Raw genomic sequence first — 13,184 nt, forward strand, 5'->3', positions numbered from 1 at the left:
CTTGGGCGTTTGGGGGGTGGCCGCTGGGCGGGGCGGGGCGGGGGGGGCGGGGCCCGCCACGACGGGAGGAGGATTATCCCCTGAGCGCCTGCAGCACCTTGGCGCCGGGGCGGCCGCGCTGCTGCATGCCGAGCTGGCGCTCGACGTCCTTGATGGCCTCGCGGGTCTTGGAGCCGATCTTGCCGTCCACTTCGCCGATGTCGTAGCCGCGCGCCAGCAGCAGGCTCTGCAGCTCCTTGCGCTGGGCGCGCGAGAGCGGCGGATCGTCGGTCGGCCAGGCGGTGCGGATGCCGGGCTGCCCCTTCAGGCGGTCGCCGAGAAGCGCGATGGCGAGGCCGTAGGATTCGGCGGCGTTGTAGGAGTAGAGCGCGTCGAAGTTCTTGGTGACGACGAAGGCCGGGCCGTTCACCCCTGCCGGGATGAGAATGCCCGCCGGGTAGTTGCCCGAGAGCGGGCGCCCGTCGATGCGGGTCACGCCCATGGCGGCCCAGGAGGACAGGGGACGCTTGGCCTTGCGCCCGGCCAGCTTGGCATTGAAGTTCGCCGGCAGGCGGACCTCGTAGCCCCAGGGAAGGCTGCTGTTCCACCCGGCCCGCTTCAGGAAGTTGGCCGTGGACGCGACCGCGTCGGGAACGGAGTTCACGATGTCGCGCCGCCCGTCCCCGTCGCCGTCCACCGCGAGGCGCTGGAAGGTCGAGGGCATGAACTGGGTGTGGCCGAAGGCGCCGGCCCAGGACCCGCGCAGGGAAGCCGGATCGATGTCGCCGTCCTGCACGATCTTGAGCGTCGCCATCAGCTCGCCGGTGAAGTATTCGCGGCGGCGCGGCGCGTAGCAGGCGAGGGTCGAGAGGGACTGGACGAGGGGACGGTCGCCGAAATTCTTGCCGAAATCGGATTCCACGCCCCAGACGCCGGCGATCATGTGCCGGTCGACGCCGAAGCGCGCCTCCGCATTGGCCAGCGCCCTGCCCCATTGGCGCATGGCGGCCATGCCGTCCTCCACGCGCTGCTCGTCCACGAGCGCCGCGAGGTAGTCCCAGATCTCGGTCTTGAACTCGGGCTGGCTCTGCATGAGCTCGAGGATCTTGAGGTCCGGCGCGATGCCGCGGGTTGCGGCGTCGAAGGCCTGACCGGAAATGCCCTTCGCGGCAGCCTGGCTGCGAAGGCCCGACAGGCAGGAATTGAAGTCGGCCTGGGCGGATGCCGGCGTCGCGGCAGCCAGCCCGGCGAGAGCGAGAATCGCTGGAGCAATGAATCGGATCATGCCCCCCAGTGTGCGGGCAATTTGGTTAATATATGGAAACCGGGCTTTTTATCCTTCTCCCGATCCCTGCCGAGGCCGCCCATGACCGATCAGCCCCCTTCCGGCGAGCCCATCGCCCGCCGCGCCTATTCGGCCTTCGCCGACCGGTATGCGGCTCTTGCGCCGACCAAGCCCCATAACGGGCTCTACGAGCGCCCCGCCACGATGGCGCTGCTGGGCGAGGTCAGGGACCTCCACGTCCTCGACGCGGGCTGCGGGCCGGGCATCTACAGCGAGGCCCTGGCGCGGGAAGGCGCCACGGTTCACGGTTTCGACATCACGCCGGAAATGATCGATCTCGCGCGCCGCCGCTGCGACGGCCTGGCCGCGACCTTTCGAACCGGCGATCTGGCCCGGCCGCTGGCGTGGCTGCAGGACGGCGCCTTCGACAAGGTCGTCTGCGCCCTGGCGCTCGACTACATGGAGGATCTGGCGGCGGTGTTTCGCGAGTTCCGGCGCGTGACCCGGCCCGACGGGACCCTGGTCTTCTCCATGGCCCATCCGATGGCCGACTGGACGAACGAGAAGATCCGGGGAGACGGCGTCTATTTCGAGCGGACCCGCTACGGTCTGCACTGGACGGGATTCGGCGAGCCCCATCCCTATGTGGAGGCCTACCGCCGGCCCCTGTCCGAGACGCTGAACGCCCTGAGCGACGCCGGATGGACCTTCGACCGGCTCGTGGAGCCGCAGCCCCTTCCGGAGATGCGGCAGGTCTCGGAACGGATCTTCGACAGGCTCTCGCGCGCGCCCGAGTTCATCTGCGTCAGGGCGCGCCGGTGAGCCCTTCGCCTCACGCCCAGGGGCGCTCGGCGAGCTTCTTCTCGAAGGTGTCGATGGAGGCGCCCTTCTCCATGGTCAGTCCGATGCCGTCGAGGCCGTTGAGCAGGCAGTGCTTGCGGAACGGGTCGATGTCGAACTTGACCGAGCCGCCGTCGGGGCCGCGGATCTCCTGGTTCTCCAGGTCGACGGTGAGCGTCGCGTTGGCGCCACGCTCGGCATCGTCGAAGAGCTTCTCCAGGTCTTCGGGCGAGACCTTGATCGGCAGAATGCCGTTCTGGAAGCAGTTGTTGTAGAAGATGTCGGCGAAGCTCGTGGAGATCACGCAGCGGATGCCGAAATCGAGCAGCGCCCAGGGCGCGTGCTCGCGCGACGAGCCGCAGCCGAAATTGTCGCCGGCGACCAGGATCTTGGCATTGCGGTAGGCCGGCTGGTTGAGCACGAAGTCCGGGTTCTCCGAACCGTCCTCGCGGTAGCGCATCTCGGAGAAGAGACCCTTGCCCAGTCCCGTGCGCTTGATCGTCTTCAGGTACTGCTTGGGGATGATCATATCGGTGTCGATATTGATGATCCGCAGCGGCGCCGCGACGCTCTCCAACACTGTGAACTTGTCCATGGCCTTCCCATCCTCGCGCGGCGTCTGGTTTGCCGCGATGACGCTCTTACCAAAGCCGCACACCCGCGACTAGGCCAATCATGGTCGCGCCTCGACGGGATCCGCCGGACCTCGAAGGCTTTGCGCGGGAGCGGGGCCGATTTCCTCAGAGGAATGGCGGTTCACCGGGTGCTTTCGGCAATAAACATTCGCACGGATCCTGCGGAATGTCGGATCGAAGCCCCTGCGTTCGACGAAGGGATTAACCATCCTCTGCGATAGGTCACCTGTTTAAGCTTGGCCCTTACAGACGACCCGTCTAACAATTGCGAATGCATTTCCTCGGGGGCTCGTGATGAATACTTCCTTCAATCCTGTCCGGCTGTTCCGAACCGCTCGCCTTGCGGCCGCCCTGGGCCTCGCGCTCATGCCGGCCATGTCCCTCGCCCAGGAGGCTCCGGCCCAACGGACGGAGCAGGTCGTCGTCGGGCAGGAGACGACGCCCACCCGGATCGTCCTGGTGGAATGGCGGATCAAGAAGGGCAGGGAGGACGAGTTCCTCAAGTACTGGTCGGAGCAGGCGACGATCGCCGACCGGTCCGGGCTGATCAGCGAGTTCCTCAGCCGCGTGGAGGATCAGAAGCAGTTCCCCTGGATGGTCTGGAACCTGGACCCGCGCTGGACCACCTTCGTGAATGTGGGCTTCTGGCGCGACGGAGCCGATTTCCAGCAGCAGATCGGCCGCTTCATCAACAACGCGAAGCCTCCGTTGGACTTCGAGGCGCAGAAGCGGCGGCGGGTCCTCGTGGCTCCCGAGCGCTGGCGCGTCGGCGGCACGCCGCTGGTCATCTCCGACCATCCCGCCGTTCGCTGATCCGGGCCTTCCCCGCAAGCGGCCGTGGCCGCCGGGAGCATCCCATGGACCAGATGATCCTCTTTCTGCTTTTCGCGGCGACGATGCTCGCCGCGTGGCTGGGGCGCCGCGCCCTCGCCTTCGGGCTCTTCGGCCTGTCCCTCGTCCTGTCCGTGGCCGATTACCTGCACCACGCGACCGACAGGCTCCCCCTGTCCTTCTAGGAACCGTCTCCGGACCATGATGACGCCGCGCCTTGCCGTGACCCTCAACGCCCTTGGGCTCTACGGCATCGCGCTCGTCCTCGTCGCGGCCTTCGTCTTCCAGGTCGCGCTGCAGGAGCTGCCCTGTCCGTTGTGCCTGCTGCAGCGGGTCGCCTTCGCGGCGCTCGCGGTCGGGCCGATCCTGAATCTGCGCTTCGGCCCGCGCCCCAGCCATTATGCGCTCTCGCTCCTCGCCGCCGTGCTGGGCGCGGTCTTCGCCATGCGGCAGGTTCTGCTGCACATCGCCCCGGGCGATCCGGGCTACGGCTCGGCCGTCCTGGGCTACCACTACTACACCTGGGCCTTCATCTGCTTCGCGGCCGCCATCGTGCTGATCGCGGCAATCCTGCTGTTCGACCGCCAGTTCTCCGCGCCCGGCGACGCGCCGCGCCTCGGCCTGTTCGAGAAGGCCGCCGTCTGGCTCGTCATCGGCGTCACCGCCGCGAACGTGCTCGCGGTCTTCGCCGAATGCGGGCCGAGCGTCTGTCCGGACAACCCGGTGAGCTACTGGATCCTGCAGGGGAGCTGAGGCTCGGGCCTCGGCCTCAATCCTCTTCGCGGCCCGTGATCCGGATCGTCTCGGGATCGAGTGTCAGGTCATACTGGGTGCCGTCGGCGGCGCGCGCGTCGTCCACCTCCCAGACGTCGTCGTCCAGCTCGATCTCCTCCCATGCCGTGTAGCCCGCAGCCCGCATCGCCTCCTCGATGCGGACCCGCTCCTCGGCCGTGGGCTCGCGGTCGGCCAGGGCCGGCGTCAGGGACGCCATCGCGAAGGCGGCGGCAAGGGCGGTGGCAGTCAGGCAGCGGCTCGACATCGTTTCTCCTCCTCGGAATGAAGGGGGAAACAGCCACTGCACGGCATGGTTCCTGGGTTGGGGACGGCAGCTTTCAGCCCGCCGCCGCCTCGATGGCTTCCATGTCCTCGTCGGACAGGCCGAAATGGTGACCGATCTCGTGGACGAGCACATGGGTGATGAGGTGGCCGAGGCTTTCCTCGTGCTCGGCCCAGTAGTCGAGGATCGGGCGGCGGTAGAGCCAGACCATGTTGGGGAACTGGCCGGTCTGCATCATGGCGCCGCCCTGCGCCAGGCCGACGCCGCGGAAGAGGCCGAGCAGGTCGAAGGGCGTCTCGCACTCCATCTCGCGCAGGGTCTCGTCGTCGGGAAAGTCGTCCACCTTGATGACGACGCCTTCGCAGAGCTGACGGAACGCCTCCGGCAGGCGCTCGTAGGCCTCCTGCGCCAGAAGCTCGAGATCGGCCAGGGACGGGGCGTGCAGGTTCGCGAGTGCGGTCGGGGTCGTGTCGGTCATCGGATCACAGAAGGCGCAGTTGCACGGCAAGCCATAAGGCAAGGATCACCACGCCCACAAGCGACAGGGCCCGGCCGATGCGCCGGCCCCACAGCTCGATCGGATCGGTGCCGCCCTGCTCGCCGGCTCCGACCGCGTCCTTGCCGCCGAAATGGTCCCGCGCCCGGTTGCCCATGCGCGCAAGGGCCGAGGAGCCGAAGGTCTCCGAATCGCGCCGGACCCGCTCCAGGGCCTCCCGCGCCTCCCGATCCCGTTCGTTCATCACGCTCTCCCTTCGACTTCCACACTGTTCCGTCGCGGCACGCAGATCTGTCATGCGCCCTGGAACGGAACAGCCTCCTCACCATGGCGTTGAATGCACCTCATTTCCATTCTCCATGAGGCAACGATGCGTAAATTTCTGACGATCCTGGCCACGGCCGGGCTGGTGGCGTTCGGTTCCGGCGCGGCTTCGGCGCAGGAGTTCAACGTGCGGGTCGGCGTCGGCGACCACGGCCGTCACCACACGGTGCGGGAAGTGCGTGAAATCCGCGAGCGTCGTCCGGTGGTCCGCCAGCGGGTGATCGAGCGCCGCGTGCGCCCGGCCCGCACCCGCACGGTCTGCCGTACGGTCATTCGCCAGCACGTCCGCCCCAGCGGCGCCGTGGTCCGCCGCCCGGTCGAGATCTGCCGCCAGGTCGTGGCCGGCCGCCGGGTCTATGTGGACTGAGGCCTGACGCCCTTCATGAAAAAGGCGGCGACCTCACGGGTCGCCGCCTTTTTTCGTGTCGCGTCGCGACGCGGATCACTTCCAGTCGCGGATGTCCACGAACCGGCCCGCGATGGCCGCCGCCGCCGCCATGGCGGGGGAGACGAGATGGGTGCGGCCCTTGAAGCCCTGACGGCCCTCGAAGTTGCGGTTCGAGGTCGAGGCGCAGCGCTCGTTCGGCGCCAGGCGGTCGGCGTTCATGGCCAGGCACATGGAGCAGCCGGGCTCGCGCCAGTCGAAGCCGGCTTCCTTGAAGATCCTGTCGAGGCCCTCGGCCTCCGCCTGCATCTTCACGATGCCGGAGCCGGGCACGATCATGGCGTTGACCGACGGATGGACCTTCTTGCCCTCGACCACCTTGGCGACCGCGCGCAGGTCCTCGATGCGGCCGTTGGTGCACGAGCCGATGAAGACGCGGTCGAGCGTGATGTCGGTGATCTTCGTGCCGGGCTTGAGGCCCATATATTCCAGCGCCCGCCACTTGGAGCGGCGCTTGTTCTCGTCCTGTATGTCGTCCGGGTTCGGCACCACGCCGGCCACCGAGATCACGTCCTCCGGGCTCGTGCCCCAGGTGACGATGGGCGGCAGGTTGGCGGCGTCGAGCCGGATTTCGGTGTCGAAATGCGCGCCCTCGTCCGTGCGCAGGGTGTCCCAGTAGCGCACGGCCGCATCCCAGGCCTCGCCCTTGGGCGATTTGGGGCGGTCCTTGAGATAGGCGTAGGTCTTCTCGTCCGGGGCCACCATGCCGGCGCGGGCCCCGCCCTCGATCGACATGTTGCAGATCGTCATCCGGCCTTCCATCGAGAGCGAGCGGATGGCTTCGCCGGCATACTCGATCACGTGGCCGGTGCCGCCGGCGGTGCCGATCTCGCCGATGATGGCCAGGATGATGTCCTTCGCGGTGACGCCGGCGGGCAGCTGCCCGTCGACGGTCACGCGCATGTTCTTGGCCTTGCGCTGGATCAGCGTCTGGGTGGCGAGCACGTGCTCGACCTCCGACGTGCCGATGCCATGGGCCAGCGCCCCGAAGGCGCCGTGGGTCGAGGTGTGGCTGTCGCCGCACACGATGGTCATGCCCGGGAGGGTGAAGCCCTGCTCCGGCCCGATCACGTGGACGATGCCCTGACGGACGTCGAGCTCGTTGTAGTACTCGACGCCGAAATCGCGGGCGTTCTGGGCCAGGGTCTCGACCTGGGTGGCGGATTCGGGATCCTCGATGCCGTGCGAGCGGTCGGTGGTGGGGACGTTGTGATCGACCACCGCCAGGGTCTTGTGCGGCGCGCGCACCTTGCGGCCGGCCACGCGCAGGCCCTCGAAGGCCTGCGGGCTCGTCACCTCGTGCACGAGATGGCGGTCGATATAGAGAAGGCACGTCCCGTCATCCTGCCGATCGACGACGTGGTCGTCCCAGATCTTGTCGTAGAGGGTGCGGGGATTGGCCATTGTTTCCATTCCAACGATGAAGAGGTTGTCTGGTCTTAGCGTTACTCGGGCGCCGAGAAAAGATGTCCCGGAAGCGCAGGGCTTTGAAAGCATCGCATAGCTGGCGAGCAGCCAGGCGCAATAAATTTTCGCCCTCAGCCGCGAAGCTTGCCCCGATATGCAAAAAGCGCGGCCGTGAGCCGCGCTTTTTCGAACTGCCGGTGGCGGAAGGGCCTTACTCGGCTGCGGCCGGAGCCTTGTTCGCGCGGTCGGCGCGCTCGGCGATACGGGCGGACTTACCGCGACGGTCGCGCAGGTAGTAGAGCTTGGCGCGACGGACGGCACCGCGGCGCACGACCTTGATGGAATCGATGTTCGGCGAGTGGATCGGGAACACGCGCTCGACGCCTTCGCCGTAGGAGATCTTGCGGACCGTGAAGCTCTCCTGCAGGCCGCCGCCGGAGCGGGCGATGCAGACGCCCTCGTAGGCCTGGACGCGGGTGCGCTCGCCTTCCTTCACCTTCACGTTGACGATGACGGTGTCGCCGGGCTGGAAATCGGGGATGGTCTTGCCGAGCTTGGCGATCTGCTCCTGCTCGAGCTGCTGAATGATGTTCATGGTCTATACTCCTGCCGTTGCGTGGCCCGAGCGAACTCAGAACCCGCGGGATTTCGGCGTCCTGTTTTAAGTTGAGGCCGCGCGTATACAGGAGTTCGGGCGGATTGTCGATGGGCAATCGGCGCCCTACCCGGCCCCCAGGGGCGGCAGCCTGCGCTTGACCGGCGTCGCCTTGACGATCGAGGTGCTGGTCTGGGCCCGCTGAGCGATCTTGTCCAGGATCGGGTCGAGTTCGTCGATGCTGCGCAGGACATAGCGGGCGATGTAGCAATCGTCCCCCGTGACCTTGTCGCACTCGATCACCTCCGGGCTCTCGACCAGAAGCTTCTCCACCATGTGGAGCTGGCCCGGCAGGGGCTTGATCCGCACGATGGCGGTCAGGCTGTAGCCCAGGGCCCGGTGGTCGAGATCGACCGTATAGCCGTTCACCAGCCCTGCTTCTTCGAGACGGCGCAGCCGCTCGGCGACGCTCGGGGCCGACAGGCCGACGCAGCGGGCGAGCTCGGCCAGGGGCTGGCGAGCGTTCTCGGAAAGCGCCCCGATCAGGGCCCGGTCGATCTCGTCGAGTGCCTGATTTTCATTCCGGAGCTTCTTGAGCACGGGAGCCATCGGATCGAAGCCTTTTTCCGATAATCGCCTTCGAACGCGACAATACGGCGCCCGCAGCGGAGCGTAAAGTGCGTCATCATCGCGGGAGGCACCTATGAAAAACCAAGCGGAACGCGGCGGCGGGCTGGAGATGGTGGCCGCCATGACGATCTCGGGCACCATCGGGTATTTCGTCATCGAGTCAGGCCAGTCGATCTGGAACGTAGTGTTCTTCCGCTGCCTCTTCGGGGCAATCTGCCTCCTGGCCTATTGTGGCTGGCGCGGATTGCTCAGCCCCTGGCGATTCACGAAACAGACCTTTCTCCTCTGCCTCCTCGGCGGCGTCGCCATCGTGCTGAACTGGGTGCTGCTGTTCTCGGCCTACGATCTCGTGTCGATCTCCATCGCCACGACCGTCTACAACATGCAGCCCTTCTTCCTGATCCTCCTCGGCGTGGTGCTGTTCGGCGAACGTCCCACGGCCGATGCCCTCGGCTTCATCGCCCTTGCCTTCGCGGGGCTCTTGCTGGTGGTGAAGATCGACCCTGCCGGCTTCTCGCTCACCGGCGGCTATCTGGCCGGGATCGGCCTCGCCTTGGGCGCGGCCGCGCTCTATGCGGTCGCGTCCATCGTGACCAAGCGCCTGAAAGGCATCCCGCCCCATCTCATCGCCCTGGTCCAGGTGGCGCTCGGCGTTTTGATGCTGGCGCCGCTCGCCGATTTTTCCGCGCTGCCGGCCGAGGCCGGGCCGTGGGGCTATCTCGCCACCGTGGGCATGGTGCACACCAGCCTCATGTACATCCTGCTCTATTCGGCCCTGCAGAAGCTGCCGACGACGCGGGTGGCGGTGTTGTCCTTCGTGTATCCGGCGGTGGCGATCCTGGTGGATTATGTCGCCTATGGGCGTGATCTCTCGCCGGTCCAGTGGGGCGGCATCGCGCTCATCCTGCTGGGGAGCGCAGGTGTGAACCTCAAATGGAGGCTGGGCCTCAGCCGAACGGTTACCCGAGAAGATCCGGCCGCCGCTCGCGGGTGATGCGCTCCGATTCCGCCCGCCGCCATTTCTCGATGGCGGCGTGGTTGCCGTTGAGCAGCACCTCGGGGATCGTGCGGCCCTCCCATTCCCGAGGGCGGGTGTAGTGCGGGTATTCGAGACGGTTGGTCTCGAAGCTCTCCTCGGTGCCGGAGGCTTCCTTGCCCATGACGCCGGGGAGCAGGCGCACGCAGGCGTCGAGCAGTACGAAGGCCGCCATCTCGCCGCCGGAGAGCACGTAATCGCCGATGGAGACCTCTTCGAGCCCCCTGCCCTCGATCACGCGCTCGTCCACGCCTTCGAAGCGGCCGCAGACGATGACGACGCCCGGCCCGGCTGCCAGTTCGCGCACCCGGTCCTGGCGGAGCGGCTTGCCGCGCGGGCTCATGAGGAGCTTCGGCCGCGGATCGTCTTCGGGCACGTTGGCGTCGATGGCTTGGCCGAGCACGTCGCAGCGCAGCACCATGCCGGGACCGCCGCCCGCGGGCGTGTCGTCCACCGTGCGGTGGCGGCCGAGACCGTGGTCGCGGATGTTCCTCGCGGTCAGCGTCCAGACGCCGCGCGCGAGCGCATCGCCCGAGAGCGACATGCCGAGGGGCCCGGGAAACATGTCGGGATAAAGGGTCAGGATCGTGGCTTGGAAGGTCACGCCGGGTCCTCGTTCTCCGGCTCCGGCCGCGCGGGCTCGAAGAAATCGTCCGGCAGCGCCACGACGACGCGCTTTCGCTCGATCTCAACCGCCGGCACGAAGTCCTTCGTGAAGGGGAGAAGCGCCGTCGCGCCCCTCCGGGCGGGTGCGATTTCGAGCAGGTCGCCGCCGCCGTAATTGGGCACGTCCACGATGGTGCCCACCACCGTTCCGGCCTCGTCCTGGACCGGGAGCCCGATCAGGTCGGCGAGCAGGAACTCGTCCTCCTCCGGGGGCGGAAGCCTGTCGCGTTCGAGATAGAGCTCGGTGCGGTTGAGGGCTTCGGCGGCCTCGCGGGTGGTCACGCCCTCGACCTGCACGATCAGCATGTCGGGCGCGCCGCCGGGGGCCTGGCGGGCATTTTTCTTCAGGGAAACGTTTCGGCCATCCGCCGTGGTGAGCGGGCCGTAAGAGGCGATCGCCAGGGGATCGCCGGTGTAGGATTTCAGCCGCACTTCGCCCTTGAGGCCATGCGCGCGGCCGAATTCGCCGACGAGGACCAACCCTCTCCCCTCCGCGGGAGAGGGTGGCGAGCGGCGCGAGCCGGGAGAGGGGGAGTTCCGAGGAACACGGCCCCTCTCCCGACCCTCGCTGACGCGAGGGTCACCCTCTCCCGCGACGGGGAGAGGATTGGAGCCTGGCCTGCCTGGACGCCCCCGGCTCATCGACCTTATGCAGCCTCGCCTTCGGCGGAGGCAGCGGCCTCGGCGCGGGCGGCAGCGCGCTCCTGGGCCTTCTTGCCCGGAACGGCCTTCTGCGGGTTGTTACGGGCCGGACGCTTCATGAGGCCGGCGGCATCGAGGAAGCGCAGGACGCGGTCGGTCGGCTGGGCGCCCTTGGCGAGCCAGGCCTGGATCTTGTCGGTCTCGAGGGTGACGCGGCCGGCGTCGTCCTTCGGCTTCATCGGGTCGTAGGTGCCGACCTTCTCGATGAAGCGGCCGTCACGCGGGGAACGCGCGTCGGCGACGACGATGCGGTAGTACGGGCGCTTCTTGGCGCCGGCGCGGGTCAGACGGATCTTCAGGGACATTCGATTTCTCCTTTGACGTGTCCTGGTGATCAAACTTCTCGTCGTCATTCCCGCGAAGGCGGGAACCCATAACCTCCGGCTGGGCCAAGTCTGGCGTCCGGTGCGGTTATGGGTCCCGGGCTCCGCTGCGCGGCCCCGGGATGACGGCGAAACTCTAGAAACTCACTTCCTCTTGCCTCCGAACGGGAAGCCGCCGATTCCCGGAAGACCGGGGATCTTGCCGCCGCCGAGGCCCGGCAGGCCGGGAACGCCCTTCGGCATCGGCGGAAGGCCGCCGGCGCCGCCGGGGAAGTCGGGCAGCTTGCCGCCCATCTGCTTCTGCAGCGCCTCGAGCTGCTCCGGCGTCGGCTGGGGCATGCCGCCCCCGCCGCCGATCCCGAACATCTTGCCGAGCGCGCCGGCCATGCCCTTGCCCTTGCCGCCGCCCATCATCTTCATGACGTCGGCCATCTGGCGGTGCATCTTGAGCAGCTTGTTGATGTCCTCGACCTTCGCGCCCGAACCGGCCGCGATGCGCTTCTTGCGCGACGCCTTCAGGATGTCCGGGTTGCGGCGCTCGGCCGGGGTCATGGAATCGATGATGGCGCGCTGGCGCTTGATGATGCGGTCGTCGAGATTGGCGTTCTCGAGCTGCGACTTCATCTTGGCCACGCCCGGCAACATGCCGAGCATGCCGCCGATGCCGCCGATCTTCTCCATCTGGGCCAGCTGGTCGCGCAGGTCCTCCAGGTCGAACTTGCCCTTGCGCATCTTGTCGGCCATGCGCTGGGCTTTTTCCTGGTCGAAATTCTCCGCCGCCTTCTCCACGAGCGAGACGATGTCGCCCATGCCGAGGATGCGGTTGGCGACGCGGCTGGGGTGGAACTCCTCCAGGGCATCGACCTTCTCGCCCGTGCCGATGAGCTTGATCGGCTTGCCGGTCACGGCGCGCATGGAAAGCGCCGCGCCGCCGCGGGCATCGCCGTCCATGCGGGTCAGCACGATGCCGGTGACGCCGAGGCGCTGGTCGAAGGCGCGGGCGGTGTTGACCGCGTCCTGGCCGGTCAGCGCGTCCGCCACGAGGAGAACCTCGTGCGGGCCGGTGGCCGCCTTCACCTCGGCGGCCTCGGTCATCAGGGCTTCGTCGACGGTGACGCGGCCGGCGGTGTCGAGCATCACCACGTCGTAGCCGCCGAGGCGGGCCGCTTCCATGGCGCGCCGCGCGATCTGCACCGCCGACTGGCCTGCGACGATCGGCAGGGTGTCGACGCCGACCTGCTTGCCGAGCACCGCGAGCTGCTCCTGCGCGGCCGGGCGGCGGGTGTCGAGGGAGGCCATGAGCACGCGCCGCTTGTCGCGGTCGTTCAGGCGCTTGGCGATCTTGGCCGTCGTGGTCGTCTTGCCCGAGCCCTGGAGGCCGACCATGAGGACCGGCACCGGAGGGGCGGCGTTGAGGTCGATGACGCCCGCATCCGCGCCGAGCATCTCCACGAGCTGGTCGTGGACGATCTTGACCACCTGCTGGCCCGGCGAGACCGACTTGACGACCTCGGCGCCCACCGCGCGGGCGCGCACCTTGTCCGTGAAGGAGCGCACGACCTCGAGGGCCACGTCGGCTTCCAGAAGGGCGCGACGGACCTCGCGAAGGGCGGCGTTCACATCCTCTTCCGTCAGCGCGCCGCGGCGCGTGAGGGACGAGAGAATGTTGGAAAGTTTGTCGGAAAGGCCCTCGAACATGGTTATTCAAATCCTTTCGCGAGAAGCGGCACGTCGCGGTCGGCGAGGGCCTTTTCGAAATGGTCGATGGCGGCCTTGAACTTGTCGCGGCAACCAGGATTGCAGAAGCCGACGACCTCGCCCCGATAGAGGGTGAGCGAATCCGCCGCGATCGGCTTTCCCGACCACGGGCAGGTCTCGTTGACTGCATCCTCGATGCGCAATGTGTCGTCCGACATCCGTTTCATCCTCTTTC

Annotated in this window: 19 protein-coding genes; 6 read left to right on the forward strand and 13 right to left on the reverse strand. The window is 67.5% G+C overall.

All coding sequences use genetic code 11. The features are described 5' to 3' along the window. Window positions 1–73 precede the first annotated feature (73 nt). Window positions 74–1,264, reverse strand: a complete 1,191-nt coding sequence (locus tag LGR44_RS05695) for a lytic murein transglycosylase (protein ID WP_226738200.1) — start codon at window positions 1,262–1,264, stop codon at window positions 74–76. A gap of 81 nt (window positions 1,265–1,345) precedes the next feature. Here LGR44_RS05695 and LGR44_RS05700 point away from each other — a divergent pair, with 81 nt between their 5' ends. Next, window positions 1,346–2,086: a class I SAM-dependent methyltransferase gene (locus tag LGR44_RS05700; protein ID WP_226738202.1), complete on the forward strand. Its 741-nt coding sequence runs from the start codon at window positions 1,346–1,348 to the stop codon at window positions 2,084–2,086. A gap of 10 nt (window positions 2,087–2,096) precedes the next feature. Here LGR44_RS05700 and leuD read toward each other — a convergent pair whose 3' ends face one another. Beyond that, on the reverse strand, window positions 2,097–2,699 hold the full coding sequence (gene leuD, locus LGR44_RS05705) for a 3-isopropylmalate dehydratase small subunit (RefSeq protein WP_226738204.1): 603 nt from the start codon (window positions 2,697–2,699) through the stop codon (window positions 2,097–2,099). Between the two features lie 334 nt (window positions 2,700–3,033). Here leuD and LGR44_RS05710 point away from each other — a divergent pair, with 334 nt between their 5' ends. The 3 genes from LGR44_RS05710 to LGR44_RS05720 are packed head-to-tail and all read left to right on the forward strand — an operon-like array spanning window position 3,034 to window position 4,323. Next, window positions 3,034–3,552, forward strand: coding sequence for a hypothetical protein (locus tag LGR44_RS05710; RefSeq protein ID WP_226738206.1), 519 nt, complete (start codon window positions 3,034–3,036; stop codon window positions 3,550–3,552). A gap of 44 nt (window positions 3,553–3,596) precedes the next feature. Continuing rightward, entirely contained in the window at window positions 3,597–3,755 is a 159-nt protein-coding gene (locus tag LGR44_RS05715; protein WP_226738208.1) for a DUF5993 family protein, read from the forward strand. Between the two features lie 16 nt (window positions 3,756–3,771). After that, window positions 3,772–4,323: a disulfide bond formation protein B gene (locus LGR44_RS05720; RefSeq protein WP_226738210.1), complete on the forward strand. Its 552-nt coding sequence runs from the start codon at window positions 3,772–3,774 to the stop codon at window positions 4,321–4,323. A 16-nt stretch (window positions 4,324–4,339) separates the two neighbouring features. On the opposite strand, the gene LGR44_RS05725 is transcribed toward LGR44_RS05720, so the two are convergent. From LGR44_RS05725 to LGR44_RS05735, 3 genes are all read right to left on the reverse strand, one after another. Then, complete coding sequence (locus LGR44_RS05725) at window positions 4,340–4,609, reverse strand: PepSY domain-containing protein (protein ID WP_226738212.1); 270 nt, start codon at window positions 4,607–4,609, stop codon at window positions 4,340–4,342. Window positions 4,610–4,682: 73 nt separating this feature from the next. After that, on the reverse strand, window positions 4,683–5,105 hold the full coding sequence (locus tag LGR44_RS05730; protein WP_226738214.1) for a metallopeptidase family protein: 423 nt from the start codon (window positions 5,103–5,105) through the stop codon (window positions 4,683–4,685). A gap of 4 nt (window positions 5,106–5,109) precedes the next feature. Beyond that, window positions 5,110–5,367, reverse strand: a complete 258-nt coding sequence (locus LGR44_RS05735; RefSeq protein ID WP_226738217.1) for a hypothetical protein — start codon at window positions 5,365–5,367, stop codon at window positions 5,110–5,112. 126 nt (window positions 5,368–5,493) lie between these two features. Between LGR44_RS05735 and LGR44_RS05740 the strand changes: the two genes are divergently transcribed. Further along, window positions 5,494–5,814 carry a hypothetical protein gene (locus LGR44_RS05740; protein WP_226738219.1) on the forward strand — a complete coding sequence of 107 codons (321 nt, stop codon included), beginning with the start codon at window positions 5,494–5,496 and terminating at the stop codon, window positions 5,812–5,814. 75 nt (window positions 5,815–5,889) lie between these two features. On the opposite strand, the gene leuC is transcribed toward LGR44_RS05740, so the two are convergent. The 3 genes from leuC to LGR44_RS05755 all read right to left on the reverse strand — a co-directional run bounded on the left by leuC (window position 5,890) and on the right by LGR44_RS05755 (window position 8,494). Next, window positions 5,890–7,296, reverse strand: a complete 1,407-nt coding sequence (gene leuC, locus LGR44_RS05745) for a 3-isopropylmalate dehydratase large subunit (RefSeq protein ID WP_226738221.1) — start codon at window positions 7,294–7,296, stop codon at window positions 5,890–5,892. A gap of 214 nt (window positions 7,297–7,510) precedes the next feature. After that, window positions 7,511–7,894: a 50S ribosomal protein L19 gene (gene rplS / locus LGR44_RS05750; RefSeq protein ID WP_226738224.1), complete on the reverse strand. Its 384-nt coding sequence runs from the start codon at window positions 7,892–7,894 to the stop codon at window positions 7,511–7,513. A gap of 126 nt (window positions 7,895–8,020) precedes the next feature. After that, window positions 8,021–8,494, reverse strand: a complete 474-nt coding sequence (locus tag LGR44_RS05755; protein WP_226738226.1) for an Lrp/AsnC family transcriptional regulator — start codon at window positions 8,492–8,494, stop codon at window positions 8,021–8,023. 103 nt (window positions 8,495–8,597) lie between these two features. On the opposite strand from LGR44_RS05755, the gene LGR44_RS05760 reads away from it, so the two are divergent. Beyond that, a complete protein-coding gene (locus tag LGR44_RS05760; protein WP_226738228.1) occupies window positions 8,598–9,518 on the forward strand; it encodes a DMT family transporter in 921 nt (306 codons plus the stop codon). Here LGR44_RS05760 and trmD read toward each other — a convergent pair. From trmD to LGR44_RS05785, 5 genes are all read right to left on the reverse strand, one after another. Next, window positions 9,484–10,125: a tRNA (guanosine(37)-N1)-methyltransferase TrmD gene (gene trmD / locus LGR44_RS05765; RefSeq protein ID WP_264196385.1), complete on the reverse strand. Its 642-nt coding sequence runs from the start codon at window positions 10,123–10,125 to the stop codon at window positions 9,484–9,486. The genes LGR44_RS05760 and trmD overlap by 35 nt on opposite strands. 35 nt (window positions 10,126–10,160) lie before the next feature. Then, the gene (gene rimM, locus LGR44_RS05770) at window positions 10,161–10,868 is read right to left on the reverse strand and encodes a ribosome maturation factor RimM (RefSeq protein ID WP_319004815.1); all 708 of its coding nucleotides are present in this window, start codon (window positions 10,866–10,868) and stop codon (window positions 10,161–10,163) included. A 5-nt stretch (window positions 10,869–10,873) separates the two neighbouring features. Beyond that, window positions 10,874–11,233 (reverse strand): 30S ribosomal protein S16, encoded by a 360-nt coding sequence (rpsP, locus tag LGR44_RS05775; RefSeq protein ID WP_226738233.1) that lies wholly within the window; start codon window positions 11,231–11,233, stop codon window positions 10,874–10,876. Between the two features lie 162 nt (window positions 11,234–11,395). Next, window positions 11,396–12,949, reverse strand: coding sequence for a signal recognition particle protein (gene ffh, locus LGR44_RS05780; RefSeq protein ID WP_226738235.1), 1,554 nt, complete (start codon window positions 12,947–12,949; stop codon window positions 11,396–11,398). 2 nt (window positions 12,950–12,951) lie between these two features. After that, on the reverse strand, window positions 12,952–13,176 hold the full coding sequence (locus LGR44_RS05785) for a glutathione S-transferase (protein ID WP_449871004.1): 225 nt from the start codon (window positions 13,174–13,176) through the stop codon (window positions 12,952–12,954). Window positions 13,177–13,184 lie beyond the last annotated feature (8 nt).

It is taken from the genome of Microvirga lenta, assembly GCF_020532555.1.
In the GTDB taxonomy this organism is placed as follows: domain Bacteria; phylum Pseudomonadota; class Alphaproteobacteria; order Rhizobiales; family Beijerinckiaceae; genus Microvirga; species Microvirga lenta.

What these genes read in the sequence shown, in the direction of transcription:
- LGR44_RS05785 (WP_449871004.1), bottom strand. Translation starts at nt 13,176, where the DNA reads ATGAAACGGATGTCGGACGACACATTGCGCATCGAGGATGCAGTCAAC.
- rimM (WP_319004815.1), bottom strand. Translation starts at nt 10,868, where the DNA reads ATGAGCCGGGGGCGTCCAGGCAGGCCAGGCTCCAATCCTCTCCCCGTC.
- LGR44_RS05740 (WP_226738219.1), top strand. Translation starts at nt 5,494, where the DNA reads ATGCGTAAATTTCTGACGATCCTGGCCACGGCCGGGCTGGTGGCGTTC.
- LGR44_RS05715 (WP_226738208.1), top strand. Translation starts at nt 3,597, where the DNA reads ATGGACCAGATGATCCTCTTTCTGCTTTTCGCGGCGACGATGCTCGCC.
- trmD (WP_264196385.1), bottom strand. Translation starts at nt 10,125, where the DNA reads ATGTTTCCCGGGCCCCTCGGCATGTCGCTCTCGGGCGATGCGCTCGCG.
- LGR44_RS05725 (WP_226738212.1), bottom strand. Translation starts at nt 4,609, where the DNA reads ATGTCGAGCCGCTGCCTGACTGCCACCGCCCTTGCCGCCGCCTTCGCG.
- LGR44_RS05735 (WP_226738217.1), bottom strand. Translation starts at nt 5,367, where the DNA reads ATGAACGAACGGGATCGGGAGGCGCGGGAGGCCCTGGAGCGGGTCCGG.
- leuC (WP_226738221.1), bottom strand. Translation starts at nt 7,296, where the DNA reads ATGGCCAATCCCCGCACCCTCTACGACAAGATCTGGGACGACCACGTC.
- rpsP (WP_226738233.1), bottom strand. Translation starts at nt 11,233, where the DNA reads ATGTCCCTGAAGATCCGTCTGACCCGCGCCGGCGCCAAGAAGCGCCCG.
- LGR44_RS05760 (WP_226738228.1), top strand. Translation starts at nt 8,598, where the DNA reads ATGAAAAACCAAGCGGAACGCGGCGGCGGGCTGGAGATGGTGGCCGCC.
- rplS (WP_226738224.1), bottom strand. Translation starts at nt 7,894, where the DNA reads ATGAACATCATTCAGCAGCTCGAGCAGGAGCAGATCGCCAAGCTCGGC.
- LGR44_RS05700 (WP_226738202.1), top strand. Translation starts at nt 1,346, where the DNA reads ATGACCGATCAGCCCCCTTCCGGCGAGCCCATCGCCCGCCGCGCCTAT.
- LGR44_RS05710 (WP_226738206.1), top strand. Translation starts at nt 3,034, where the DNA reads ATGAATACTTCCTTCAATCCTGTCCGGCTGTTCCGAACCGCTCGCCTT.
- LGR44_RS05730 (WP_226738214.1), bottom strand. Translation starts at nt 5,105, where the DNA reads ATGACCGACACGACCCCGACCGCACTCGCGAACCTGCACGCCCCGTCC.
- leuD (WP_226738204.1), bottom strand. Translation starts at nt 2,699, where the DNA reads ATGGACAAGTTCACAGTGTTGGAGAGCGTCGCGGCGCCGCTGCGGATC.
- ffh (WP_226738235.1), bottom strand. Translation starts at nt 12,949, where the DNA reads ATGTTCGAGGGCCTTTCCGACAAACTTTCCAACATTCTCTCGTCCCTC.
- LGR44_RS05695 (WP_226738200.1), bottom strand. Translation starts at nt 1,264, where the DNA reads ATGATCCGATTCATTGCTCCAGCGATTCTCGCTCTCGCCGGGCTGGCT.
- LGR44_RS05720 (WP_226738210.1), top strand. Translation starts at nt 3,772, where the DNA reads ATGATGACGCCGCGCCTTGCCGTGACCCTCAACGCCCTTGGGCTCTAC.